We start from the raw sequence: 26,492 nt of genomic DNA on the forward strand, positions 1-26,492 counted from the left end.
CCACCTAATTATTCTAGTGCTTTCACTAATCGGTACACAGTATGATGTACAGGAAGATCGAGACTCAGTTCTTTGGCCATCTGCAATAGACTTCCGTTAATTCGGTCTATTTCAGTGGTCCTGGACTGTTCGATGTCCTGAAGCATAGATGAATGATTCCTACTTGTAGCCTCACAAACAGTTATAACGGTTTGCCATAATTCGTTTGGCAGCTTGATGCCTCTGGCTTCAGCCACTAGACAAGCCTCTCGGTAAAGGTCCAGCATCAGTTCCTTTGTCCAAGCTGACTCCAACAATTCCCCATTTCTCACACGCAAAATAGCTGTAAGGGGATTAATCACGGCATTGATAATCAGTTTACTCCAAATTCTTACTTCCATGTTCTTCGACATCTTTGTCTGAAATCCTGCCTCTTCCAGCAAGTTTACTAACAAAAAGTGCGTGGAATTTTCTTGATCAAGATTTGTCTGCTCAGATGCACCTATATATGTTATACCATGACCTGTATGAGAGATCTCCGTGAGACTTTCTCGTCTAGCTCCCTCCGTCGTCACAGCAAGCAACAGCTGACTCTCACCGTGCCCTTCTTTTAACACAGCCTCATGGCCAATTCCGTTCTGGAAGCTAACTAGATAAGTGGTCTCTGAACGTTTGGAATCTATAAATTGTGCAAGTTCTTTTGTAATTGCAGGCTGCTTGACCATAAGAAATATATAATCTAAAGGCTGTACAGGACTTATCGCACTAGTCAAAAACTCCTTGCCTTCCTGGTAATGGCGAAATTCTATGAAACCGCCGCGAGTTGTCCTTCGGCGTTCGGTCGTTCCACCTAGCAATATGCCTTCCTGAGCAAGCTGATCAGCTTGTTCTTTCGTTCTTGTAATTACGGTCATATGTTCACAAAAAGAGGACAGCTTGGCAGCAAATAAAAGCCCCAATGAGCCTGCTCCGATTATCATAATTCGCATTCTAGTTCCTCCACTCATAGCTTTCGTCATCATTATACAACAAAAAAGCCTCAGTCCAAGGATTCACCTTGATCTGAAGCTTCTTCTTCCATTGGAGCAGCAGGTAAGTTCACTCTACTCTTTCTAAATTCCCGTTCGCATCCATCTTGAAACGCGGTTTCTCTTCTTCCTCTTCTTCCACTAAAAAGGCCATCTTCCGCGCACGGTCCATGATTTGAATCAGCGCTTTGTAATCATCATTGACAACCCGATAATCCGTTTCAACTTCGTTCACTTGTTTATTGAGCTTATTATTTTCTCTGCCCAGTCTATCTAATTCATCTTCTTTGTCCTGCAGTTCTTTTTCCAGGTTTTTAATATGACGATTCATATCTTGGTACGTATTTCTCCATTGTCTCAAGAACCTGATCACGGCATCAATAGATAACGTTTCTTCTGTAAAAGCTTCCGATTTGCCCGTTGACAACTCCGGAGCATCCAGCAAACCAATGGAAGATGATCCCGAGATGGATACAGCAGCATGTTTCTTAAGCTGTGTCCTTTTTTGACGCTGCGCTTTCGCAATTTGGATGGCTGCCTCGTATTTTTTCCTCACAAAACTGTTCCACCGAAATCCGCATGCTGCAGCCGTACGTCCAATACGCTCCCCAACTTCTTCAAACGCAGATAATTGCGTGCTTCCTTCTCTAATGTGACGCAAAGTCACTTCCGCTAAGATCAAATCGTCTTCATCGCTCCAAGCATCTTGTCTTATAGCCGACATAAGGTTAAACCTCCTAACATAATGTACAGATGCAATGAACTGAAAGAGGTGAACCCCTGATTCAAAGGACCGTCTTCCAGTATGAATAAAGAAGAATCAATTCGTGAGTACCCGTGTATAAATTGATTCGTGCCATTATTACTATTTCTATGCCCGTACTAGAGTTCATAGAATCTATTTGATACTAAATGGTATTGCCAAATTTTTTGACACTCATACATGGGATTCCGTTAAAAAGGCATACTACATCTATATGATGAAATGTTTGCAATTTCGTCACCGTTTGACGGTTTACACTGTTCTGTTCAAAAGGTATAATGTGTTGTAGTTAAAGTGCAACGTGGTACGAGAGGGGGATGTTACGAGAATGGATCGCATGTTTCGGGTTCTAGGTTTTTGGACACTTGTTATCGCACTGATGAGTTTAGCTGGCGATATGATACCTATGTCTCTGATTTTCTTTTTCCAAACAGCTGTATTCGTCATTCTAGGCTATATGCGCTTGTCAGAACGAACTTACATATTGTTGTTCTGGGGATATATGATTATTTCCTTCAGTGGGTTTACGTACTGGTCATTTTTCAAAATGTCCGTTTAGTTCAGAAACGACAACAAACAACCAAAAAGGTGAGCCGACGGTTATCCATCGGTTCACCTTTTTTCATTTCACAGCAATAAGCACCTTGAACAGTTCACTCATTTGATCGCTAAGCAGCAGTTGCCTTATTGCCCTATTGCGCTTAGAAACATCACTGAAGGGATTGGGATCGTAATGATTTTGTAATTTTTCCAAAATACCACGTTCCACCAGGAATTCTCTTTGCGTTTGAAGCCGGCAATGTTCAAAACCACTCTGCCGCGCGGCTAATTGCAGCGCACTAAAGTTTACATGGGAAGTCAGATCCTGCTCCCCCTGATAGATCCACGGATTTTCGTGCGCTTGGTGCTTTCGATAACACATCAAAGTACCCAAGTGTCTGTGAGCAGCGAACAACTCACTTTCCCTATCACCATAATCAATAATAAGGCAGCTCCCGCTAGCCATCCGCTGAGATACTCGTGAAATCCACGCCTCACTTTCAAGATTAATCTCACCGATTTGACCATCTAACCATTGAACCGTTATGCGTTGTAGAGTGTCTAATAGAGGCTTGGACGTAATAGGCAGCCAGATTTCAGTAAAAATCTGATCTTGCACTTGCCATGTGACATAAGATTCTTGAAATTCTCCATTTTTATAGCGAATTCGATGAACTGGAAAAGCATCCAACAGCTCATTCGCAATAATAAACATATGCTCTTGAGGTTCCTCATCCATCCATTCCTGCTCAGTAGTAAACCGAAGAATCGCATCGTGCTCTTCCAGGGCAGTGCGCTGAAGTCCACGATGATAAGCGCTAGTTTCAATTATCGTATAGGTTACACGATCGTAATCAGCTGGGGCACTTCTTTTTAATTCATCCAAAAGGTGCAGAGCCATACGACCATTACCCCCACCCCACTCAACGAGATGCAGCGGTTCTGAGCCCAAAAGTTCCCTTCTCTGAAGCTCATCTCCAATAAAGGAGGCTATCATCTCACCCATCACAGAACCGATGGAGGAACTGGTATAGAAATCGCCTTCTTTCCCGATTTTGAGGCTCTCATTTCGATAATACCCGGAAGGTTCGCTATAAAGGCATAGGTCCATATAGTCACGGAATGAAATCGCTTGTTTTTCTGCGGAATGAACAGCTTGAATGATGGTTGAAACCACTTCCGGATGTCCGAGTTTAAGTTCCAAATTGAACCTACCTCCATTTCTTTACTTAAAGACAAAGCAGTTGTAAACCATTATAATGAATAAGGATCATGGAAGGAGAGACAAAACACGCATGTCAAAGAAGTGGATAACCCTTACAGCGGTAACAGCAATCAGCCTGCTATCGTTGACAGCTTGTACAGACAACACAAAAGTAAAAGAAACATTGGAACAATCTCTCAGTAAACAGAAGGAAATGAAGTCTTACACATTTGAAGGCAGCACAACGCTTGCCATCGGTGACGGCTTAATGAAAACATCTAACCCTTTAACCAACGGCCTTTTATCTTTGGTCAAAGACAGTACGATGGAATGGAAAGGAATCAGTAATGTAGAACCGCTCCAATTCCAAACAGATCTGAAAATAACCCCCAAGGGCTCTACGTCATCTTTCGAGATACCAATTCTCATTAAAGATAGCAAAATGTATTTTAATATGCCAGCATTAAATAAGACAACTGACGAATACTACGCAATTGATTTGCAGCAAATGAGCCAAGTCAGCAAAAGTCCTTTGACGCTAGATACACTTAAAAACACTTCGCAGCTTTCCACCTCATTAGGCAATTTAGTATTTAGCGGCATAGATCCAAAATGGTACAAAGAAGCCAAGGAGCCTGTCAAATTGAAAGACGGATCGTCGGCCAAATCCATTAGTGTTGAGCTTACAAGTAAAAATGAGAAAGACATAAATACCGTATTTCAAACTAAGTTACCTGAGTTTATCGGAACTCTTCAAAATAACGGCTTCTTAACAGCCGACAAAGCGGATCAGCTAAAAAAATCACAGCCTGCTGCCATTCAGCTAAAGGCTCCAAGTAAAATGGTCGTGGCTATCGACGACAGTGGCTTCATTCGAGACCAATCTATTGATGTCGTGTTTCAGATGACCGTAGATGGCAAGCCTCAAGATAATCACATCGTCCTTCACCAAACGTACGACGCTATTAATACAGCGACTGCTTTAACGAAAGAAGTACCAAAGAATGTAAAAAGCTTTGATGAGATCTTGAAGCTTATAGCACCCCCCAAAAAATAAGACAAGATAGGAAATACTTACTTCGTCCCCCGAGGTAAGTATTTTTTTGTGCTTCATTTAATAGAAATATGATAATCTGTTCTTAGGGGGAGAATGCGTTCAATGACATATAAATTCTTAACATTGATTATGTCCATACTGCTGATGATACAACTTACGCTTCCGATCCAAACCGTGCTAGCTGGAGAGAATAAGCCAGGAGTTGACGAAGCCAAGGAACTCGTCCAGAAAGGACTTACTATTTTTGAAATCGATAAAGAAGTAAGTCGTCTTAATGAGCAAGACGCCAAATTCGTCCTGCAAATCAAGCAAAATGAACAAGATATCACGATGCAGAGCAGTAAGGTTGACAGCACGCGCAAACATGCCGGTAATGTGATGAGGGCTTATTACACTGGAGACCGAGATTCGATCTGGATGCTGCTGTTTTCCGTTAGTTCTTTTACAGATGCTTTGCGGATGTTCGAGTACTTACAAATGATCATTTCCAATGATCATCGCGCATTAGCAGCTTTTACAGATTCGTTTAATAAATTAAAAAGCTTAAGAAGCGAGCTGGAAACATCCCGTGTCGAGCTGCAGCAGACAAAAGATAAATATCTTGAACAGCGAGAAAGACTCGTTAAGCTCCAAGAAGAATTGGACAAACAACTCGCTGTTAGCGCTCAAGCCAGTGTCATCGAAGCACAAATTAAGAGTTTGAATGATCAATGGAAATCAGAAGGCGTCCCTTTGTTCCGTGAGTATTTGACAAATTTGTCCGCGGCGTTTCGAGAGCTTCCGCAATATGTAACGAAAGAAAACAAATTTATGGACTTATCTTCTATTAAAAATCCAGTTATTACGATCAGCGATACGGATTTCAACGCCTATCTACATAACAAAAATGAGCAGCTGCAAAATTTAAATTTTCAATTCACCGACGGCTCCATCATCGCTCGGGGGCAAAAGGATCAAATCAAGATCACAATTGAAGGCCGGTTCTTATTGAAAGAAAATCCCGACATGAATGAAGTTCGGTTTACCGTGGATAAGCTTGAATTCAATGACTTCCAGCTGCCCGATACGACAATAGAAGATTTCTCTAAGGAATTCCAACTCGGCTTTGTACCAAAAAAAATCGTCAGCTACTTGGATGTCGTCAGTGTAGAAACAAAAAACGGTAACGCAGTTGTGAAACTCAAATTATCCCTGTAAACTAGCTATGGATAATTAAATAAAGCGAGGACGTAACAATGGAACCCAAAATCGGACTTTTAATGGATGTACCTGATGGTAAGTTGGTTGAATTTTATGCTCAGATTGAAAAAGCGCTGGCAGGCAAAGCAAACCTATTCGATCAAGACAACGAAATGCTAATTGTCAGCACGGAGGCTGAGAAATTCACTGTTATTGAGGTTATGGCTGGACTCAACGTGAATACGGATCTAATGGACTTGCTACTACTGCCTCCAGATGCCGAGTTAACGGATCTTTTCAGTGATTATGGATTTACCAGCGAAGGTGAGAACAACTACTTGTACGAAAAACTCGTCGTCTCCTTCCGATTTACGGAGGATAGCAAGCAAGCGGACGTTGATCAAGCATCGCTTCAAATTGAAGAGCATCTGCTCGCGCTATACAAGGATCATGGGCGTGATGTTTATGTTGTCGATCGTCAGCTCGAAGAGCTTATGCAAGGCATCTCCAAAGCTTATCGATGCCGCATCGAAGTGCTCGCCTAACACAAATAAAAACCCCATTTCCCAGGTTATCTGGGAAATGGGGTTTTTATTTTGTGTTAGAGCAAATCGGCCGCTAACTGGGCCAAATGTGAACGCTCGCCTCGCTCCAGCGTAATATGACCGCTGATGCCCTCTTGCTTAAATCGTTCAACCACATAGGTTAATCCGTTGCTTGATGCATCGAGATATGGATGATCAATTTGGTCCGGGTCACCTAATAAAACAATTTTACTGCCTTCACCTACACGAGAAACGATCGTTTTGATCTCGTGCTTGGATAAGTTCTGTGCTTCATCAATAATGATGAATTGTCCAGGGATAGAACGTCCACGAATGTAAGTGAGTGCTTCGACTTGAATGCTGCCGAGCCCTGCCAATACCTTCTCAATATCTCCCGGTTTCTTCGTATCGAACAAATACTCGAGATTATCATAGATCGGCTGCATCCACGGACGCAGCTTCTCTTCTTTTTCACCAGGCAAATAACCAATATCCTTGCCCATAGGAACAACTGGTCGAGCAATAAGCAGCTTTTTGTATTTGCGGTCATCTTCAATTTTCATGAGTCCCGCAGCTAGCGTTAATAGCGTCTTACCAGTACCCGCTTTCCCAGTAAGGGTGACGAGCGGGATATCGTCATTGAGCAAAAGCTCAAGAGCCATGCGCTGCTGCGCATTCCGCGCGGCAATTCCCCAGATGGGATCGTTACTCATAAAGAGCGGCTCAAGTTTTTTGGCATCTGTCGTTACTTTCAGTAAAGCGGATTTAGAAGAACCCAGTTCATCTCGTAAGATAACGAATTCATGCGGATGAAGCATATAAGTCAAATTCAATGATGTCACGGTTAAGAACCGATATGAGTAAAATTCGTCAATCACAGACGGATGAACATATAAGGTGATGCAGCCTGTGTACATATCAGTCTGAGCTACAATGCGATCGGTTAAATAGTCCTGCGCGGGAATGCCTAGCACGTCCGCTTTTATTCGCACCAACGTATCTTTACTAACGATGACAACAGGTCTAGGAATATCATTTGCTTGCTCTTCCAGATGATAGTTGAGCGCGACGGCGAGTATGCGGTTATCGTTCGTTAACTCTGAGAATGTATCCTGCAGTTTTGCAAAACTTCGATGGTTAAGCTCCACTTTTATGCTTCCGCCTCGTTCAAGCGTAATACCGTCAGATAAGGTACCCTTGGTCCTTAATCCATCGAGTAAGCGGGAGACATGTCTCGCATTTCGGCCTATTTCATCCGCATTTCGTTTCTTAGAATCGATTTCCTCCAACACCACGGCGGGTATGACTACTTCATTATCTTCGAACGCGAATAATGCATTAGGGTCCTGAAGCAGTACATTGGTATCTAACACGTAAATTTTTTTCATTGGTGTGTCCCCTCCCAGATTTGGCGTCAGATCATTGGTTATATTTCATACATACAACCTAGCTGTGCAGGACAAACTAAACGCGAGATTCAAGGAAAGGATCGATTCAAGTGAGACTATTGTGCGTAATATCGTTGGTACTGGCCCTCGCGGTTGGCTGTAGTCAAGCGCCGAAAAGCGGTGCCCCCTCTCAAGATACAAATCAAAAACAAGTAAAGGTACAACAAATTGCTCCACAAAAGCTAGACATAAAAGATTCTAAAGCCGTTGCGGATCGTTTGGAAAGCCTAGCCACCAGTATCCCGCAAGTTGAAAGTGCGCATTGTGTCGTTTTCGGCAATACCGCTGTCGTTGGCATCAACCTCAAAAAAGATATGGATCGCTCGAGAGTCGGCACCGTCAAATATTCAGTAGCAGAAGCACTCAAGAAAGATCCCTACGGTGTGAATGCCATCGTAACAGCAGATCTTGATCTAGATCAACGGCTGCGCAACATTCGGGATAACGTAAAAGCAGGAAGGCCGATTACCGGGTTCGCTGAGCAAATGGCGGATATCATGGGCCGGGCTATGCCTCAACTGCCACGTGATATTCGCAATCCCCAAGACAATACAGGACCTAATGACGCGAACCAGGCCGGGAATCCAAATCCATAATTCGCGGAAAGATAACAAAAAGCCTGACTGCACACAGCAGATCTAGGCTTTTTTTATCGCATCAAAAACTTGGCCGGGTGGCTTAACGGATACTCGGCACGCAAAAGTTTTCTCATATTCAACTGTTGTCATCATTGGGGCGCGATCAATCAATTGCTCCGGTAAAGCTGTGATGTGTTCAGCCATATCGCTTGCGCCTCCTACTAGGTGGTTGAAAACGCTACTTACACTTACAGTATAGCATAGCAGGTGGCAAGCGTTCCACCCTTATGTATCTATTTTCAGGTCATGCGAACACTCCTTTTTAACCCAGATATACCTTATTGTACGTTGGATTAAAAAAGTTATGTCGCCAAAATTCCAGCCTATTGATTATTGTAAATGGGATTGGCATTAATATCATCCAATAGTTTCTCAGCGGATTCCCGATCAAAGCTCTGCCTGCTCTGGATTCCCTCACGTACATAGGAAATGTGAATTTTCATTGGATCTGTTTCGTCAACGAGTTCAATATCGCTAACGCCATGGTCCTCATGCAGCATCATTGCGAAAAAATCTTGTGTTTCTTTGGCAGCCTCATCACTTGGTCTAGCTTCGCTGACAATCTGCATTTGCAGCCAATTGAAAAACGTATCTTGGAGATTCATCTTAATGCCCATCCTCTCTAAGTAATATGACATCATATCCTGATTCCAACCAACGAACCCATTGATTCTTCCAATTGCTTTGATCTGGATCTGCATCGCATTCATACAAAGACGAGACTAGCTCCAAGGCCTCCTTACGCGTAAGCAGACGATCAAGAAAGGCCTCTGCACAATGCGAGAGATGAAAGGGCTTACCATCGAAGCTAATCGCCTCAGACTGCTCGAAATCAAGCTCTACAAGTTCTGAGCCACATAGTTCCTCGTCATCGCTTAAAAGCAGGCTTGATTTAAACATCGCTAGCAACCTGGGATGCTTCCCATTTGCCACCTCTCGGAACGACTCCAAAGCCTTCAGCGGCGTACAGTTTATACGGTCAGCACCAAGCACGAATGGCGAATAATTCACAATTGGAGTTAGCCAGTATCTCGTCATTCCGGACTACTGCTCCCGCTTCTTTTTTCGATAAAATAACGGATCCGCACTAGAAACATGAGAGAAATCGCTACAGTCAAGCAAAGCACAATCGGCAGCCCTACAAGCTGAAAACCGAGCAGCATGATCGATCCGATCGCCATAAGCAAGTAAACAACGGCTGTCTTAAGGATTGGTAATTTGCGAGTGCGAAAAACTTTGTTATACACATAAGACATGAATATGAAGATTAACAAATAGGTGATGTAAATGTGATTTCCAAACCATTCGTTCAATGCTGTCAATACCATACACTCCATTTCGCTTAAAAAAGTAAAGTCAACTTACTCATTATCGCTCAATTGCGCAAATAAATAAAGGGAAATGCAGCCGGGTGGCTGACATTTCCCCTATTAAGAACACTTTGTGAACTAGACGTTAGCTTCAGCCGTTTTGCGTTGTTTCTCAGCACGCTCACGTTCGCTTTTGTTCAAGATCTTTTTACGAATACGAACGGATTTTGGCGTAATTTCGCAATACTCATCATCGTTCAGATACTCAAGAGCTTGCTCCAAAGAGTATAAGCGAGGAGTTTTCATTTTCACTGTTTCTTCTTTGTTCGCGGAACGAATGTTGTTTACCGCTTTTTCTTTACAGATGTTTACGATGATGTCGTTGTCGCGCGTATGCTCACCAACGATCATGCCTTCATAAACTTCCGTTTGCGGGTGAACGAACAGGATACCGCGATCTTCTACGGAAAGAATACCGTACAGCGTGGAAACGCCTGTTTCACTGGATACAAGCACGCCTTCATGACGCCCACCAACGTTTGCTCCTTGGTATGGACCGTAGCTGTCGAAAGCGTGGTTCATAATCCCATAACCGCGAGTCAGTGTTAAGAAGTTCGTTCTGTAACCAATCAAACCACGTGCTGGAATCAAGAACTCAAGGCGAACGTTACCGCTGCCGTTGTTGATCATATTAACCATTTCTGCCTTACGTGAACCTAAGCTCTCCATAACGGAACCCATGCTATCTTCTGGAACGTCGATGATCAAACGCTCAATCGGCTCCATTTTTTGACCGTCAATTTGACGGATGATAACTTCCGGCTTGGACACTTGCAACTCAAAGCCTTCACGACGCATGTTTTCAATCAAAATACCTAAGTGAAGCTCACCGCGGCCAGATACGATGAAAGCGTCAGGGCTGTCAGTATCTTCAACGCGCAAACTTACGTCTGTTTCAAGTTCTTTGTATAGACGCTCACGAATTTTACGGGAAGTAACCCATTTACCTTCACGACCTGCGAAAGGTGAGTTGTTCACGACAAATGTCATTTGAAGGGTAGGCTCATCGATTTTCAATACTGGCAAAGCTTCCGGATTCGCAGGATCTGCTACCGTTTCACCAATGTTAATATCTTTGATACCGGCAATAGCAATGATATCCCCTGCTGCTGCTTCTTCGATCTCAATACGCTTCAAGCCTGTGAATCCGAAAAGTTTCTCGATTCTTGCTTGCTTTTGTCCGCCTTCACGAGTCATAACCGCAACGGTTTGGCCTTGACGAATTTTACCGCGGTTCACACGACCAACGCCGATACGACCTAGGTATTCGTTGTAATCCATCAGTGTAACAAGGAATTGCAGCGGTTGATCCACATCTTCCGTTGGTGAAGGAATGTGTGTAACGATTGTTTCATAGATAGCTTCCATGTTCTGATCTTGCTTATCAGCTTCAAGGCTGGAAGTACCTTGTAACGCGGAAGCATAAACCACGTGGAAATCAAGTTGTTCATCCGTTGCACCTAGTTCAATGAACAAGTCAAGAACTTCGTCCACAACTTCAGCTGGACGAGCATTCGGACGGTCAATTTTGTTAACGACAACAACTGGCTTAAGGTTGCTTTCAAGAGCTTTACGAAGAACGAACTTTGTTTGTGGCATTGTACCTTCGAAGGCATCAACAACGAGCAATACGCCGTCAACCATCTTCATGATACGCTCTACTTCACCGCCAAAGTCGGCATGTCCTGGTGTATCTACGATATTAATCAGGTAATCTTTATAATTAATAGCTGTATTTTTTGCAAGAATGGTAATACCGCGCTCTCTCTCGAGATCGTTTGAGTCCATCGCTCTTTCTTGGACAGCTTCATTGTCACGGAATGTACCGGATTGTTGTAGTAATTTATCTACGAGTGTTGTTTTGCCGTGGTCAACGTGAGCGATAATTGCAATATTGCGGATCTTTTCTCTTGCTTGCATGAATGTCAAACCCTCTCTACCCTATAATTTTCGTCTCTGTTCATAAAACAAGCGTCGGACAAAAGCGCCGACGCTTGACATTTATGTTTATTATACGCAGTTTCTCGACATTATGCAAGGTAATTGGCGAACAACATATAACTTTTACATAAAACACATATGGATTACCACACATTTTTCCTGCGGAAAATCATAAGAAGCCCCGCTGCAACAAGGATCAAAGCGATTACATATATCCCTAATTTGACAAGCAGGGTGATTCCGAAAAGTACGACTGAAATGATGCCGAGCACTAGTGCGCCTATCCAAACCCCTCGGTCACTCCCGCGATCGAACAGATGGAGCTCATATAATCCGATGGCTACTCCGAGTATGAATCCAGGCCAGAGATAGCTCATGGACCCCCAACCAAATATGTTGCAGAAAAAGAACATCAAGCCATACGTCGTCAAAATGCCTCCAGGGACGAGTACGCCTGCCGGCCACGTGCGGTTAAAGTACAAGATGTGAAAAAGCAGTCCGGGAGCAAGCAAAACAAGAGGCCAGAAGAAGGAAAAAATAAAGTGAATAACGCCTAATTTCCCAAGAAGCAATAATACGGCCAGGCCAATTAACAGGATACCGATGGAGTAGCTATTTCTAGCCATAAGAATTCCCTCCTATTTCACTTGTCAATTCGATGTCGTTTTCGACACCATTCAACAAGTAGTTTATCGTACCTTGCTCGAAATTGCTAGCCTGCAAGCTATTTGCGGCCACCGCCGCGCCGTTTGGCTTCCAGCAAACGGCTCATGCTGTCCGGCGGCGCACCGCCAGCCGCCGGAGCCTCCGGAGCAGCAGCAGGCTGCTCCGGTACGGGCCGCGGAGCGGCCGGTGGAGCGCCGCCTGCGGCCCGGCGCTCCGAACCGCGCTGCAGCTTATGCTCCGCAAGCTGCTTGCGTTCACGGAGACGCGCCAGCGGCGTCTCCGGCGAGGGCGGGCCCGCAGCAGCGGCCCGCCAAGTGAACGCCCGGGCCCACAGGCCTGGCGGCAGTGCAAGGCGACGCGCTGCGATGTCCATCAGCAGCAGCGCGAGCGCAGCCATCAGCAGGTACTCGCTGATGGGGATGTATCGCTTCTGCGCGGCAGAAGCGAAGGCGAAGGCTTCTTCCGGATGCTCTAGCGAGAGCATCCGGCCGCCTGTAAGCTCAGCCAGCTGCTGAAGCTTGCTGAGCCCGGAGCCGTCCGTGATCCGGTATTCCGGAGAATACGGGATCACGATGCCGGTCGTCGAGCTGCCGATGACGCGCCTTGGCGCATCTTCCGCCTCGCTGCCTGCGGCGAAGAGCTCGGTTTTGGCCAGATAGACGCCAGACTTATCCACAGATAGCTGTGCTGAATAATCACCAGGAGCTGTAGAAGTAAAAGTTAACTCCCGCGTACCTAAATCTTCATCCGTCACGGTGGCACGAAGCTCCCCCTGCCCGCCTGAACCATCAAGCTCGGAATTACCGACCTTGGCTTGGAGTGCCAGCTCGTCACCTGATAAATGCCCGTTCAATTCGAGTGGCGAGGATTGAAATTGCGGGAAAGTCCATTTGATCATGCTGGTAAGCATCGGCGCAAAGGATGACCATGTGACCCATGATGAGGACCACGCGCCGGTAACATCGCTAGTCCAGGCTACGGACCTTCCTGAGCCATATTGCCATCTTGCCAAAACCGGATCAGGCTCCGGGCTGGACAATACCACTTCTGCTGCTTCCTTCGGTGTTGTAGCGATGTAACCTTGGAGCTGCGGCAGGCCACCGCCCCACAAACTTCCCCAATCCGAGCCGCCAGTTACAGCAGGCACAAAGGGCTGATTAACCACATAAGTGCGGGAGATGAGAACAGCTTCGCGGCTAAAAATAGCCGGAATCGTCGTTTGATCCACCGCTGCATAATATCTGCCCTTCGAAAGTTCAGCAAGTTGGCTTAACAAGGCTTGATCCGCATCTGTTCCGATAGCTACCGTCGACATCGTGATGTTTTCCTTTTGCATCTCAGCGGTTAACGTTTCATAACTTTGTGTCGTTGCGGACTGACCATCCGTTAGCAAAATGATATGCTTCCGCTGGGCATCTACCTTCGATAGCTTGGCATAAGCCTCTGCCACCGCGGTATAAATTTCAGTTCCACCGTCTGCAGGAATCGAATTGATTTTCTGGATGACATCCTGCTTCTGATTCAACTTTTGGGGCTGCACATACCATATCGGTGAAGAATCGAAGCCAAGTACCCCAAGCGTATCTTTTTCTCTTAAAAGATCAACCGTTCGTGAGGCTGCTTCTTGTGCCAGCTTTATTTTTTCTCCGGACATACTGCCTGATTTATCCATGACCAGCACAATGCCTAGGGACGGAATTTCCCGTTTCCCGCGTAAATCCATATATACGGGCAGCGCTCGCTCAATGGGTGTTTTGAAATACCCGCCTAACCCGTAGCTGTTGTCTCCTCCAAGCATGACAAGGCCAACACCGTAATCGCGGACCGCGCCCTCGATCATTTCCATTTTGAGCTGAGGGATTTGAGTCGCCGCTGTATTGTTGAGAATAATGCTTTCATAGCCGGTATAAGTCACGAAATCATTGGATAAAAGCTCTGGTTGTATGGTTTCATAAGGAATCAAAGCAGCTTGCAGCGCTCCCTCCACGTTTTGCGAAATACCCGCTTTCCCCTCTACAATAAGCACCTTCGGCGGCCCTTGAACCTTGCTGAACGCGTAGTGCGTATTATTGGCTGAAAGCTCATCACCCTCCATGTACACTTCAGCGCGATAGCGATGAAAGCCTGATTCTTTGGCAAGCGACTGAAGGGCAAACCGATTCTCTCCTTTAGTCAGCTCAAGGGACTGCACAGTCACTTCTTGATTGTCCTCAAATAATCGCAATTGAGCCGGCCCTGAGCTCGTGGAACGGATAACCACCTCTATCGTATAGGCTTCAGCTTGATAGAGCTTTTCTGGAACGCGAACCGCTTCAACCGCTGCATCTTTACGCTCTTTGCCAGCAAGAGGTACAATGTCTACCTGAATCCCGCGATCACGGAGGAGCTTTCCTTGACGCAGCATATCTCCCACATTTTCTTCACCATCGGACATGACGATGACACGTCCTGCATTTCCTTTCGTGAGGAGGCTCGAAGCTAGTTGTAAACCTGAAGCCACATTCGAGAATTGAGGATTCGATTGGGTTGTGAATTGAAAGCCATCCATGTCTCTTCTATCAAGCGGCTTCTCAATCGAAGCTTGCAGCGCTAAGGATACGACACCAGCTTCGTCTTGAACGGATCCGCGAGCTTTTACCGCGTCTCGGATCCATTGCGCTTCTTTAGTTTCTTCCTTTACGCTGTCTGAGCGGTCAACCGCGAACACAATGCTTTTGTTATTGAAGTCAGTGAACAGTTGAGCTCCCGATAACGCCATGATTAAAAGGAGAAGTACCACGGCGCGAAGCGTAATAACGAGCTTTTTTCTTGCCCCTTGCAGCCTGTGGAGGGTTCGCCAAATCCACCATAAGTAAGCTGGCAGCAGCAATAGTAAGAGTAGCCCGAGAGAGTATTTAAACTGAATGCCCACGCCGGTACACCTCCCATTCCATCACAAGCAGCACAAGTAAAAACAACACGACCCAAGGAACTAATGAAGTCAAACCTAAGCTAAGATCATTTCTTTCATTTACTAGAGATTGCTGATCAGAGAGTGGTTTCACGCTTAGCTTATTGTTCGTTACAGTGTTCACGTTGGATTCCCTAGCATCCATCACCACCTCGACTAAGCGTGCATCAACCTCATGTTCTGCTTCGTCAAATTCTTTAAACGTATACAATCCCGGAAGCTTCGGCACCGATTGCCTTGAAGCCAGTACTTTTCCAGTTAAATCTGCTGCCTGCTCTTTGACTCCCGCTTCTCCTTCTGCTGTCCATACCGCTTTAACAGCCTGAGGATGCAAGCTGACATCAATCCGTTCCCCTGCTATGACGCGGCCAAGGTTGCCTCCCTGATGCTGAGTCAACCAAGCAAGCGCATTTTGCACAAAAATAGGGAATTCCGGCCGAAGACCTATATCCGTTTGATCTAGTGGAAAAGTAAATGATACTCTTGCAGCACCTTCTTCCACTCCTGCCAAGATCAACGGAATGCCAGCAGAAGATACGATCGCTTTTTCCCATGGCAGAAGCGCTCGGCTCTGTGCCTGTGCAACGTTCACATCCTGAAGATGAATATAGCGCATGATTGGATGATCTTCGATTGTAAAAGGAGAGTTGCTTTCTATAGCCGTCATTGCCGCTCCGGAAGATCCAATCCGCCAAATGGGCTTAGCAGCTAGAAGTTCTTGCCATTTGGCTGTCTTGAGCGCAGATTCATCTACGCCATCAACGATGATAAGATCCGGTTTCAAACCTATCGGTGGCGGATACGTACCATCCTCGCTTTTTTGAATATGAAGGACGTCTGCCTTGGCCAAAAGTAGAGCTTTTTGCAAGAAAAGATTCCCATCTCCTACATAGGCGACTTGCGTTCGCCCTGTGCCTTCTGGAAAAGCATAACCACTGTTGTCAGCTTCCAAAGAATCCTTTGTTTCTATTTCAAGCTTGTACACATTGGCATAGGCCAATTTTTCCATAAATAACGACTTTTGCTCACCGGCCTTCAGCTGCAACTTATCTGTCCGAACGACCTGCGAATCCGCGAAAAGCTTGGTTTCCACCTCCGTGCTTACCGTGCTCCAATTTTTCAGCACGGCAACCGCGCTGACTTCCGTTTCCCTATTTTTGACTCCGAATTGTGAAATTGACACATTTACCGCAGCCTGCTCTTTGGAAGGCGCAGCGCTTTCACCGCTCCCTTGAGCATTAACGATTTGAGCAGGTACCGCAAAAGTGATATTCTCCACTTTCTCTGGCCACTGGCTGTCTGTATAGATGCGTACTTCCCCATCGAATTCTTCGCGCGTTAGTGCTGAAGCCAAAGACAGCGATTCTTGAACATTTGTTTTGCCGTAAAAAGGGGATATCGCATTCAAGGCATCTCGAAACGCTGAAACCTCCGTTTCCTTTTGTAAAATCAGTTCAGGCTGATCCTTAATGACCATAAGAGAATACGTGCGGTTCTTTGCTTCCTCTTGTACATAGGACAAAATGCTTTGTTTTGCTTGTTCCAATCTTGTTGAACCTTGATTCGTTAATGTCGCCATGCTTGCTGATGTATCAATGACAAAAAAGACATGAGATTTCACAGCTTGTTGACTTCGGATCACAGGTTGCATCAAAGCCAAAACTAGAAAGATTGCTGCCAAGAGCTGAAGCAGTAGCAGTAATTGGCGTCGGAGACGCTGCCATGGCTGGTTCGCCTCTTGCTCGCGGAGTATGCGCCGCCAAAGCAGGTGGCTGGATATCTCTGTGTCGATATATCGGCGCTTCAACATATACAACAGCACAATGAAGGGTATAGACAAAGAGAACCACAGCCCGCTTACAGTTGCGAATTGCATAAGTGTCACCTTTCCGAAACGATTATTAATCTAAAACATACTCTTGGTGGATTACTTTACTTCAAACTTCCTGTTGCGTTCAATTTCCTTCCTCTGGGCATACTGAAAGGCGTGCTGCCTGATTTCCCTCTATCTTACAGGTTTGCCTACGCTCAACATGGGAGGTCACATGAAATCTTTGTCTGAAAATGAAAAGAAGAAACGGAAACCGCTCTGGACCAAAGCTTTTCTTGTCACATCACTGTCCAATTTACTGCTTTTTTTTAGTTTTCAAATGCTGATCCCAACCATTCCTTCGCATATATCGCAGTTAGGGGGCAATGATCTGCAAGTCGGACTTGTCATCGGTATTTTTACGATTTCATCACTTCTAACCCGCCCTTTTGCCGGGCGAGCGCTTGACTTGCTCGGTAGAAAGCACGTGCTGCTTGTAGGATTATCTATCTGCGCACTGACGATAGCGGGCTATTCGTATATGGCTGTTATTACCCTCATTCTTGCCGCCCGATTCGTTCATGGGATTGGTTGGGGCATATCTACAACATCCTTAGGAACAGTAATCGCTGATATCATTCCGCCCGAACGTCGCGGGGAAGGTATGGGATATTACGGATTATCCAATACATTTGCCATGGCGCTTGCTCCGCTTACTGGATTATGGATCATGCAAACGTATAGTTTCCATCGCGTTCTATTGATTTCCACACTGCTAGCAGTGCTTTCCTTATTTAGTTCACTTTTTATTTCCTATGCCAAACCTTTACCTGTCGACAAATCGGCTCAACGGCCGAAGCTCATTGACCGTTTGTGGGAGCGCACGGCTTTGCTCCCCTCGGCTTTGCTGCTGTGTACAGCAATTTGTTATGGAGGGATTGTGACTTTCATTACTTTGTTCGGCCATGAAGCCGGCATTTCGAATGTAGGTTGGTTTTTTCTATGCAATGCCTCGATGGTGCTTATTGTGCGGCCTATTACAGGTGTGCTCTTTGACCGCAAAGGTCCTGAATGGGTGCTGCTGCCAGGCGCTCTTTTCACGATAACTGGACTACTCCTGCTTTCATATGCTCACACTGAGCTCAGCTTGGCTATTGCAGCATTATGCTATGGTATCGGATTCGGTTCTATACAGCCTGCCTTGCAGGCATGGACAATTGCTCGCGCAGCCCCTAATCGGCGCGGTGCGGCGAACGGGACCTTCTTTTCAGCCAATGATCTAGGCATAGGACTTGGAGCCATGGTTCTTGGAGCCTTAGCGAACATAAGTGGAAGCTACGCGCTTATGTACCGCTTCTCAACCATACTTATTATTGTGTTTCTGCTTATTTATGGGTGGAGCTTTTGGCACGTTTGGCGCCGTGTACACCTTCCACAGCGATAAGCAGTTAACGTACCAAGCCACTGCGCCGAAATTCTCCTAGCAGGAAATCGCCTGGCGAAACATCCGTAACAGCAAGCACATACGTGATACCTCGCTCATGACAAAAGGCCCTCACCATTTGCGTATAGGCCATTGCGGCAGCTCTGTAGTTCTGCAGCACTTTGCTGCTCATCGCCACTTCTCGCGCTGCTCTGGACTCACTGTCGATGAGCCGCAGCTCGCCGGTTAGCTTCGGGTCAAGCTCCTCAGGAGCAAGTACTTGCACGACGACGACTTCCTGCTTGGCCACCTGGACATATTTCAAGGCGTCTTCAACGCCTTCCTCATACAAAAAATCAGAAAATATCCAAGTCATCCCTGATTGACGAGGCAAAATAGCTGGGTTCCCAAAAACCGCACCTATATCTCCTGTCCCCGCAGGGTCACAATTGCCCAGAAATTCGAATAGCCGATGCGAGCTTCCTTTCCCGCGAAGGAGCTTCATCTGCTTTGTTATTTGTGTTGTAAAAACAGCCGCGCTAACGCGATCATAGCGATTCAAAGACAGATACCCAATTCCGGCAGCCAACTGCCTGGCATACTCCCATTTGGAAAGTCGCACAGAATCTGCTCCCTCTTTCCTCCCGAAATCCATGGAAGCGGACGCATCTAACCATAAGTTAACCTGAAGCTCCTGTTCATCCATAAAAAGCTTAATAAACGGCTTACCGGTTCTGCCGTAGGCATGCCAATCCAATTGACGTGTATCGTCTCCTGGCGAATACAAGCGATAATCTGCAAATTCTAGAGAAGCGCCTAAGTCTTTGGATCGTCTCCTCCCTTGCATGGTTCCTCTAATCCTACTTTTAGCGGCAATGCTCAATTGATCTAGTCGGCGCATCAGCGCAGGATCTAGCAGATGCCCCCCGCTGCTCATCGACTTTGCTCCATGGAACTGATAATAGCAGCGATGATGTTGTCAGGCGCTATCCCCATTGCTTGACCCTCGAAGTTAAGGAACAGCCGATGTCTTAATGCTGGTAAAGCTACCGCATGCAGGTCTTGTTTGGAGATGTGGAATCGACCAGCAAGAAATGCACGCACCTTTGCTACCGCGATGATCGCCTGCACCCCGCGTGGTCCTGAGCCGAAACGCACATATTTCTTGACTTCCACCGGCGCCGTCTGCTCTTCAGGATGTGTATTCATCAACATCTGAACCGCATAATCAAGCATGTCTTCAGTGACTAATATTTCTTTCAAACCCTTTTGGATATCTTGAATCAAGGCGCCATCCGCCACTTTCTCGGCCTGAAGTTGAATTGTGGAGGTCGTTCGCAGCACAATTTGCTTCAGTTCATTTTTAGTCGGATACGTGACATGAATTTTAAGTAGAAATCGGTCCAGCTGTGCTTCCGGAAGAGGGTATGTCCCTTCCTGCTCTAACGGATTTTGCGTAGCTAGCACGAAAAATGGAGATGACAGCAGGTGCGTTTCTGAGCCTACAGTTACTGTTTTCTCTTGCATCGCTTCTAACAGTGCACTCTGTGTCTTCGGTGTTGCCCGATTGATTTCATCTGCTAGCACAACATGTCCAAATAGCGGGCCTTTTTGAAATTTATACGAAGTCTCGCCTTTCGTCCCGAATTGTATGACATTCGTCCCCGTTATATCAGCAGGCATTAAATCAGGTGTGAACTGAATTCGTGTAAAGCTGAGATCAACGGTATCTGCGATCGTTTTGACGAGCATCGTTTTACCGAGCCCCGGAATTCCCTCTAGCAGTGCATGTCCTCCGGCAAAAATGCACCAAAGCAGCTGCTCCACCACCTCTTCCTGTCCAACAATGACACGGCCAATTTGTTCTTTCATCCGGGAGACCGCTTCTCCCCATGCTTCTAATTGTCCCTTCGACTCGACCATCTGCTCCTACTCCCCTCCCGAAACGCTAACTTTTCTACCTCTGAGGCTGTATTTCAAGAAAATAATCTCGCACCAGTTTTTGCATATGCTGCGGCAATTCAGAGCGGTTCAACGCGCTTGAGGCTTCCGCTTCGTATTCGGCGTAGACATCCTCGTAAGGCCGCGAAGCACCGTCCATCGCCGGAGCCGAGCCTCCTTGGCTCACTTCGCCTCCGGTGCCGCTGGTAGGACCGCCGTCGACGTATGTCCCACCGGTGCCGGAGCGCTCGCGCGGCGTCGCCACAAGCCCGCGCGAGCCAGCCCCGGTGCCGCCCTGCGTACCGCCGGCTGCGCCAGTGCCTCCGCTTCCGCTGGCACCGCCAGTTCCAGTTCCAGTTCCAGTTCCAGTTCCAGTGCCGCCGGCTCCGCTCGTGCCACCCGGGCTCGTGCCTCCGGCAGCGCCGCCCTGGGCCTGGCCTGCCGCGCCCGGCGCCTTGCCAGCACCGCTCGCCGCAGCCAGCTGCTCCGCACGGCCGCCTGGCGCCCACGCTTGCCCCGGCTGCGCCCCGCTCGCGGCAATCTCACGCGCCTGCGGCAGCGCACCGGCGGCAAGGCTCGCAGCCGCCTCCGCGGCTTGCGCCTGCTGCTGCGCCAAGGCTTGCTGCGCCGCGCTGGCAGCCGTCAGCCCAGCCTGCAGCTGGCTCAGCTGCGCAGCAGCATTCTCGCCGCTGCGCAGCGCGCTTGCGGCCTGTTGGAGCTGCTCGCGAAGAAGCTGCTCCTGTTCTGGCGTCGCAGCTGCAGCGGAAGCTGCGAGCCGCTCCAGCTCGCTGGCAAGGAGCTGCTTCTGCTCCGGCGTCAGCTTCTGCACTTGTTCGCTCAGCTTCGCTGCCTCGCGCTGAATGCCCTCTGGGCTATTCTGCCCAAGCGCCTTGCCCAGCTCGCGCAGTGCCTGTGTCCGCTGCATCGACTCCGCCCACTGTTCGGAGCGCTGCTTCTGCTTCTCAAGCTCACCAATGCCCGCTTCCATTTTTTTAAGCGATTTTTCCAATTCATCCAAAGCTTTCGAAGACGTAAGGGTTTGCCCCAGTCTGCGCTCCAACTCATTTAAATCTTTCGTCATTTGCTTTACCGCTGGGTAGGCAGAAGGCTTGGCTTGCAATTGTTTCTGAATCTCAGCTACATGCTCCTTCTGTTCCTGCATCCATGCTTTATCTTTGCCTGCCTGCTGCAATATCGTATCTTTAGGATTAGGCAAAAGCAGCAGGAGTACCAACGCGGCAACCAGACTTGCACCAGCAAGCCACGTCTTTCTAGCGACACGCAGCGATACGACTTGTTCTAACTGGCTTTCTACGAAAAAAGCACCCTTTTCAAGCGCATCCTGTCTTTGCAGCTCAGCAATCAAAGATGTTTGCTCTTTATAACGAATCGCTGTAATCATTCTATCTTCTAAACCGTTGTCATCAAGCAGTTTGGCAGCGTCGAGCATACCCGGACGGCGAACGATCAACCATATTCCTCCTGCCGCAAGAACTGCCACCATACTCATCAACGCACTAACCCGGTAACCGCTTATCAGAAAAAATCGTCCCAACGCCATCCACAAGCAAGCCATGCCTAGCCCAATGATCAAGCTTCGCAGGAAAAAGTGAAGTCCTTTAACTTTTAACATCCGCAATTTGACTGGGAACAGCAGCTCATCCAGCGATGTGAATTTCATCGTGGGGCATCTCCTTCCTGAACCTCGTTATTTCTTTCTTTTCATAATCGGGCGTAAATATCTCACACTTAGCCCAATTAGAACAATGGAAAGAACTGTGTAAAAACCAATAAAAATATGCCACATCTGCAGATATGTATGCCCTTTGAACAATTGTTTGGCAAAATCAGGAATCATGAGAGAAACTAGAACAGCCATAGGGTTAAAACTCAGAAAATAACCAAGAACTTCTTCGTTCGTTCCTGCTCTTCCAATGTTTCCGAAAAATAGACCTGCGAGTGCAGTAAAACCAAATATAAAAAGCACAAACCCATAAGTGGCAATAACGGAAATAACGGTTTTCTTCAGAATCGTAGAAAAGAAAATCCCCACTGCTCCGAATAACACCATCACAAAGATATAAAAAACAAATACGGCAAGTACTTGCGTTGGTGAAACTCCCCCGTAAAGGAATACAATACTGTAAAGCGGCATCGTAGCAACGACAGTTAACAACATAAAACTAAGTGAGGCAAACAGCTTGCTGAGAATAATGGTTCCTGAGCTTTGCTGCGTCGTCAACAACATATTTAAGGTTTGCTTCTCTCGCTCACCGCTTACTACGCCTGCTGTTAAACCTGGCGTCATGAACGCGATCAGCACTAATTGTGTTCCGCTCAGAAAATAAAATAATTCGCTGCTTCTTGCAGTACTTAACACACCAGCTTGCTGATGGCTCATGTTAATATAAGCAAATCCAAGCGCAATCAAGCCGATGGCCAGAAGATACACCAGGATCGAGAGCGGAGAGCGGATGGTCCTCATGCGTAAACGGAACTCTTTTTCCATAACCGGATTAATCCAATTTAACCTGCTGCTCATCGTGTGCGCCGCCTCCTTTCGTAATTTCCAGGAACACATCTTCCAAATTCGTTAATGCTTCACTGAACGATAGGAGTGGAAATCCTTTCTCCACTAAGCTTGCAAGCAGCAATGATTGATCTTCATCCGTCCCTCCGAAATGAACATGCAATCCCTTCTCATCCTGCAGCACCATCGTAACATGAGGCTGATCCTTCAGGAATTTCAAGGCTTCTTCCGTTCTGCTCACCATGCGAATTTGGAGAACCCGATTGGCTTTCATCCGATTTTGAATATCTGACACTTTCCCCTTCGCAATCAGCTTTCCGTATTCAATGACTCCGATTTCATCCACCATCTCGGCCAGCTCAGGTAAAATGTGTGAGGAAATAATGATCGTTTTGCCCATAGCCTTAAGTTCTTTCAATATTTCTCTCATTTCGATACGCGCTCGCGGATCTAGTCCCGATGCAGGTTCGTCCAGAATCAGCACTTCCGGCTCATGGACCAAACATCTAGCCAAGCATAAACGCTGCTTCATCCCTCTAGATAACGAATCCACGTAGAAGTCAGCTTTCTCTGATAAATTAACAAGATCAAGCAGTTGCGGAATTAGCTTCAGCCTGTCAGTCCTCGGAATACCATAACTCGCACCGTAAAAGTCCAAGTATTCGGTCGTTTTGAAATTGTCGTAGACTCCGAAAAAATCAGGCATATACCCAATCAGCTTACGCACTTCTTTCGGCTTCTCGGTCACGTCATAACCGCCAACCTTAGCAGTTCCGGAAGTTGGGTTTAACAGCGTGGCTAGGATGGACATTGTCGTGGATTTCCCCGCTCCGTTCGGTCCAACAAAGCCAAAAACCGTTCCTTTATCAATCTCCATGCTCAAGGCATCGAGAGCTGTAAAGTTCCCGTATTTCTTGGTTAATTCTGTAATGGAAATCATCGTTGCACAGCCCCCTCCAAAGAAATGGCAGGGATCCGGAACATGATGTTATTTTGAATCGTCGTTATTTTCATGCGTATCGATTTTCCCTCGACGATATATGGCTGCAGGTTTTCTCCCTCCCAGGATTGGTACGATTTTAAGGTGACTTCTTCCCATGCCTTGGTCTCCGAATTCCATAACTCTGCCTTTACATCCGGATTAGGGTCTCCCGTCATTTCCATAGATTGATACGTTGCTCCTGCTAATGTCGGTAGTTGATAATCAAGTGTCACATCACCGCTTCCCATTTGCATGAAAGGGCCGTTTTGGAACTGAATTGAGCTCATTCTCAAATGATTATCGATGAGTGCCGGCACAATCGCTGTGCTTGGAATAACGATTTTACCCTCTGACGTTACATAATTGATAGTCATGTCTTGCGTAATTAGTGTCAGCTGCTCAGTTGGAATGCTGCCTCCCGATGCGAGCGTGATGGACGTTTGATCTTTCATCCATCCAACAATCATTGGCGTGATCCCTCCTGAGAACTTTGCCTTACGATTCAAATAGCTGCTGAGCAATGAGCGCTGATGCAAACCAACGTCGATTCCGTTGTTGTTCGGATATGGAAATACTAGCTGTGCAATATCAGGCCCATTCATCACGCTTCCGCCACTCGCCGTATCGAAATTCGCCGAAGCTCCCGCTGGAATCTCGCCAATTTTGACATATAATTGGTTGATAAGGACGGCAACATCCGTTAAATCTTTGGTCGTGTTATTCGTAACCTGACCTTTTGCACCTTTGGCCGTTAAATCTGACATATGATAGTCTAGTTTTCCAAGTGGAATTAGTTGATTTCCTTCAACGGTTAACTTAGAGATGGACGAGTAAGGAACATCCTGCAGCTGTACGTTGGCTGCTCCCGCTTCTTGCCGGATGACAAGCTCATTTTGCTCATGGAGCGGCATAGACGGGTAAGTTTCGGATAGAAGAAGCGGTGAGATTGCCGTATTTCCGGCAAATTTCAATTCTAAATCCCCGCCTTTCGGGAGAAAGACTGAGACAGCAGATTGTTGGATGCCTGATCCTGTGCCGTTCAATGTAACCGTAGACAACGATTGAGCCATCAAACTACCTCGATTCGTTGCACCAAATTGAAAAACACCAATGCTGGTTACAACAGCAGCTATTGGGATCACGTACCAAGCCCACTCTCTGCGATCTAGTCGTGTCAAAACCATATATAGCAATGGTCCCACGACAATGGCATACAGAAGCAAGACAAGTGCCAGCATCGGAAGCTTAGGAGGTTGCAGGGAAGGGAAATATTCCAATGCGCGATCCAGTTCCCTATTAGGATCATTGCCATATCTCATTTGATTCATATTGTAAGTATTCGCAGCCGCGATTGGCCCAGAGAGAATTTGCTCCCATAACCGCTGATTCCCATTCCAGGATGCAAGCGGATTTAGCGATAAATTGTAGGCTACGTAGGTAACGAAACCGCTTCCGTAAGCAGTACGGGCCAACACAGGCACATTCCCCACTGACAGAATAGACTCTGCTCCACTCGCCAATTTCGCTTGCGACAACGTGAAAGGCTGCGGTAAAACAAGCTCCTTCCCACCTATTTTTTCAATAACAGGGAGCTCATTAACCACCGTGGTCCCTTCATAAATAACAGGAGCTGCTTTAGCAAAAGGTGCTGCTGACTTCGGATAACCCGCACCCCCTGCGAGTAACAGTGTGCCCCCTCTTTGTGTCCACAGCTGAATGGCTTGTACTTGCTGTTCCGTTAAGGTATCCGCTGCGAAGTCATTGATTGCAAGAACGTCCAGACCGTCTAACCCCAATGAATCCTTCGGAATTTCCTCCTGTTTAAGATGCAGAACATTCAACTTGCTGCCAGTTTGATTAAGCAGTGTTAAAAAGTTAAGCGTATCTACATCTCTAGCCAGAACACCTACCTGCAGTGTTTCCTTTGGCAAACTGAATGCTTCCAAGTACGACATGCCATCTAGCGCTACTTTCTTGCCGTTTTTTTGAGATTTTTCATAAAAAGAGATTGTATTATTGCTTTTTGAAAAAGCATACCCGGGTAAGAGCATCGTAACGACTTTCGTGCTGCCTTGGGGAAGTTCAACATGCTGCACATAATTAAAATCCTTGCTTCGATTCGGATTAGCCACCTGCAGGACTAAATCGCCAGCTAAGTCAGTTCCCTGATTACGAAGGGTCATGGTAGCAACATGCCATTTCCCTTGTTTGACATTGGAAGCTCCAAAACCAATTTGAGTTTCAATTTCAATCCGTGCTGAGTCCGCAGCATCAGCTGTCTGCAACAATGGCTCGCAGCCCATCAGCCATAATGCAAGGAGGATACCACTCATCATAATGTGTAGTCGAAATCTCGGTTTCTTAAGCAAACTAGGTCTCAATTGCGTAACTCCCTTCTACATATGCCTATCTCATAACTAGACGACAAAATTGGAAAAAAGTTTCAATTTTAAGCCGAACAAAAATAAAACCGCTTCGCTGTGTAAGACCAGCTTGGC

24 protein-coding genes are annotated in these 26,492 nt (G+C 46.5%); 6 read left to right on the forward strand and 18 right to left on the reverse strand.

The annotated features are described in order from the left end of the window. Positions 1-8: 8 nt before the first annotated feature. Together AC58VC_RS10665 and AC58VC_RS10670 are read right to left on the reverse strand one after the other, a co-directional pair. Positions 9-968, reverse strand: coding sequence for a ketopantoate reductase family protein (locus AC58VC_RS10665; protein ID WP_497368739.1), 960 nt, complete (start codon positions 966-968; stop codon positions 9-11). Between the two features lie 109 nt (positions 969-1,077). Further along, the gene (locus tag AC58VC_RS10670; protein ID WP_497368740.1) at positions 1,078-1,731 is read right to left on the reverse strand and encodes an RsfA family transcriptional regulator; all 654 of its coding nucleotides are present in this window, start codon (positions 1,729-1,731) and stop codon (positions 1,078-1,080) included. Between the two features lie 367 nt (positions 1,732-2,098). Here AC58VC_RS10670 and AC58VC_RS10675 point away from each other — a divergent pair, with 367 nt between their 5' ends. After that, a complete protein-coding gene (locus AC58VC_RS10675) occupies positions 2,099-2,329 on the forward strand; it encodes a DUF2626 domain-containing protein (protein WP_029196536.1) in 231 nt (76 codons plus the stop codon). Positions 2,330-2,392: 63 nt separating this feature from the next. On the opposite strand, the gene AC58VC_RS10680 is transcribed toward AC58VC_RS10675, so the two are convergent. Beyond that, positions 2,393-3,514, reverse strand: a complete 1,122-nt coding sequence (locus tag AC58VC_RS10680; protein WP_497368741.1) for a class I SAM-dependent methyltransferase — start codon at positions 3,512-3,514, stop codon at positions 2,393-2,395. A 91-nt stretch (positions 3,515-3,605) separates the two neighbouring features. Here AC58VC_RS10680 and AC58VC_RS10685 point away from each other — a divergent pair, with 91 nt between their 5' ends. The 3 genes from AC58VC_RS10685 to AC58VC_RS10695 all read left to right on the forward strand — a co-directional run bounded on the left by AC58VC_RS10685 (position 3,606) and on the right by AC58VC_RS10695 (position 6,295). After that, positions 3,606-4,571, forward strand: coding sequence for a hypothetical protein (locus AC58VC_RS10685; protein WP_497368742.1), 966 nt, complete (start codon positions 3,606-3,608; stop codon positions 4,569-4,571). 102 nt (positions 4,572-4,673) lie between these two features. Continuing rightward, a complete protein-coding gene (locus AC58VC_RS10690; protein WP_497368743.1) occupies positions 4,674-5,768 on the forward strand; it encodes a coiled-coil domain-containing protein in 1,095 nt (364 codons plus the stop codon). A gap of 38 nt (positions 5,769-5,806) precedes the next feature. Then, a complete protein-coding gene (locus AC58VC_RS10695) occupies positions 5,807-6,295 on the forward strand; it encodes a hypothetical protein (protein ID WP_497368744.1) in 489 nt (162 codons plus the stop codon). 56 nt (positions 6,296-6,351) lie between these two features. Here AC58VC_RS10695 and AC58VC_RS10700 read toward each other — a convergent pair whose 3' ends face one another. After that, on the reverse strand, positions 6,352-7,683 hold the full coding sequence (locus AC58VC_RS10700; RefSeq protein WP_497368745.1) for a PhoH family protein: 1,332 nt from the start codon (positions 7,681-7,683) through the stop codon (positions 6,352-6,354). 110 nt (positions 7,684-7,793) lie between these two features. On the opposite strand from AC58VC_RS10700, the gene AC58VC_RS10705 reads away from it, so the two are divergent. Further along, positions 7,794-8,339: a YhcN/YlaJ family sporulation lipoprotein gene (locus AC58VC_RS10705; RefSeq protein WP_497368746.1), complete on the forward strand. Its 546-nt coding sequence runs from the start codon at positions 7,794-7,796 to the stop codon at positions 8,337-8,339. Positions 8,340-8,381: 42 nt separating this feature from the next. Here AC58VC_RS10705 and AC58VC_RS10710 read toward each other — a convergent pair whose 3' ends face one another. The 8 genes from AC58VC_RS10710 to AC58VC_RS10745 all read right to left on the reverse strand — a co-directional run bounded on the left by AC58VC_RS10710 (position 8,382) and on the right by AC58VC_RS10745 (position 17,184). Beyond that, the gene (locus AC58VC_RS10710) at positions 8,382-8,525 is read right to left on the reverse strand and encodes a hypothetical protein (protein ID WP_157321620.1); all 144 of its coding nucleotides are present in this window, start codon (positions 8,523-8,525) and stop codon (positions 8,382-8,384) included. Positions 8,526-8,704: 179 nt separating this feature from the next. Continuing rightward, positions 8,705-8,986 (reverse strand): hypothetical protein, encoded by a 282-nt coding sequence (locus tag AC58VC_RS10715; protein WP_497368747.1) that lies wholly within the window; start codon positions 8,984-8,986, stop codon positions 8,705-8,707. A 1-nt stretch (position 8,987) separates the two neighbouring features. Next, positions 8,988-9,419 carry a hypothetical protein gene (locus AC58VC_RS10720; RefSeq protein WP_497368748.1) on the reverse strand — a complete coding sequence of 144 codons (432 nt, stop codon included), beginning with the start codon at positions 9,417-9,419 and terminating at the stop codon, positions 8,988-8,990. After that, complete coding sequence (locus AC58VC_RS10725; protein WP_497369015.1) at positions 9,416-9,694, reverse strand: YlaH-like family protein; 279 nt, start codon at positions 9,692-9,694, stop codon at positions 9,416-9,418. Before AC58VC_RS10725 ends, AC58VC_RS10720 begins: the two co-directional genes overlap by 4 nt. A gap of 135 nt (positions 9,695-9,829) precedes the next feature. Continuing rightward, positions 9,830-11,671, reverse strand: coding sequence for a translational GTPase TypA (typA, locus tag AC58VC_RS10730; protein WP_497368749.1), 1,842 nt, complete (start codon positions 11,669-11,671; stop codon positions 9,830-9,832). A 164-nt stretch (positions 11,672-11,835) separates the two neighbouring features. Then, on the reverse strand, positions 11,836-12,318 hold the full coding sequence (locus AC58VC_RS10735) for a LiaF transmembrane domain-containing protein (RefSeq protein ID WP_161406078.1): 483 nt from the start codon (positions 12,316-12,318) through the stop codon (positions 11,836-11,838). A gap of 98 nt (positions 12,319-12,416) precedes the next feature. Next, a complete protein-coding gene (locus tag AC58VC_RS10740) occupies positions 12,417-15,269 on the reverse strand; it encodes a VWA domain-containing protein (RefSeq protein WP_497368750.1) in 2,853 nt (950 codons plus the stop codon). Then, a complete protein-coding gene (locus tag AC58VC_RS10745; RefSeq protein WP_497368751.1) occupies positions 15,253-17,184 on the reverse strand; it encodes a vWA domain-containing protein in 1,932 nt (643 codons plus the stop codon). Before AC58VC_RS10745 ends, AC58VC_RS10740 begins: the two co-directional genes overlap by 17 nt. A gap of 169 nt (positions 17,185-17,353) precedes the next feature. Here AC58VC_RS10745 and AC58VC_RS10750 point away from each other — a divergent pair, with 169 nt between their 5' ends. After that, on the forward strand, positions 17,354-18,562 hold the full coding sequence (locus AC58VC_RS10750) for an MFS transporter (RefSeq protein ID WP_497368752.1): 1,209 nt from the start codon (positions 17,354-17,356) through the stop codon (positions 18,560-18,562). Positions 18,563-18,566: 4 nt separating this feature from the next. Here AC58VC_RS10750 and AC58VC_RS10755 read toward each other — a convergent pair whose 3' ends face one another. Genes AC58VC_RS10755 through AC58VC_RS10780 form a run of 6 tightly spaced genes read right to left on the reverse strand, consistent with a single transcriptional unit; the run spans position 18,567 to position 26,327 of the window. Further along, positions 18,567-19,478 carry a DUF58 domain-containing protein gene (locus AC58VC_RS10755; RefSeq protein WP_497368753.1) on the reverse strand — a complete coding sequence of 304 codons (912 nt, stop codon included), beginning with the start codon at positions 19,476-19,478 and terminating at the stop codon, positions 18,567-18,569. Beyond that, positions 19,475-20,464, reverse strand: a complete 990-nt coding sequence (locus AC58VC_RS10760; RefSeq protein WP_497368754.1) for an AAA family ATPase — start codon at positions 20,462-20,464, stop codon at positions 19,475-19,477. The genes AC58VC_RS10755 and AC58VC_RS10760 overlap by 4 nt, the downstream gene beginning before the upstream one ends. A 34-nt stretch (positions 20,465-20,498) precedes the next feature. Further along, the gene (locus AC58VC_RS10765; protein WP_497368755.1) at positions 20,499-22,163 is read right to left on the reverse strand and encodes a DUF8809 domain-containing protein; all 1,665 of its coding nucleotides are present in this window, start codon (positions 22,161-22,163) and stop codon (positions 20,499-20,501) included. A gap of 27 nt (positions 22,164-22,190) precedes the next feature. Then, positions 22,191-23,024, reverse strand: coding sequence for an ABC transporter permease (locus tag AC58VC_RS10770; protein ID WP_497368756.1), 834 nt, complete (start codon positions 23,022-23,024; stop codon positions 22,191-22,193). After that, complete coding sequence (locus AC58VC_RS10775; RefSeq protein ID WP_497368757.1) at positions 22,999-23,952, reverse strand: ABC transporter ATP-binding protein; 954 nt, start codon at positions 23,950-23,952, stop codon at positions 22,999-23,001. Before AC58VC_RS10775 ends, AC58VC_RS10770 begins: the two co-directional genes overlap by 26 nt. Continuing rightward, complete coding sequence (locus AC58VC_RS10780; RefSeq protein WP_497368758.1) at positions 23,949-26,327, reverse strand: DUF8725 domain-containing protein; 2,379 nt, start codon at positions 26,325-26,327, stop codon at positions 23,949-23,951. The genes AC58VC_RS10775 and AC58VC_RS10780 overlap by 4 nt, the downstream gene beginning before the upstream one ends. Positions 26,328-26,492: the final 165 nt, after the last annotated feature.

The organism is Paenibacillus sp. J22R67 (genome assembly GCF_059692175.1).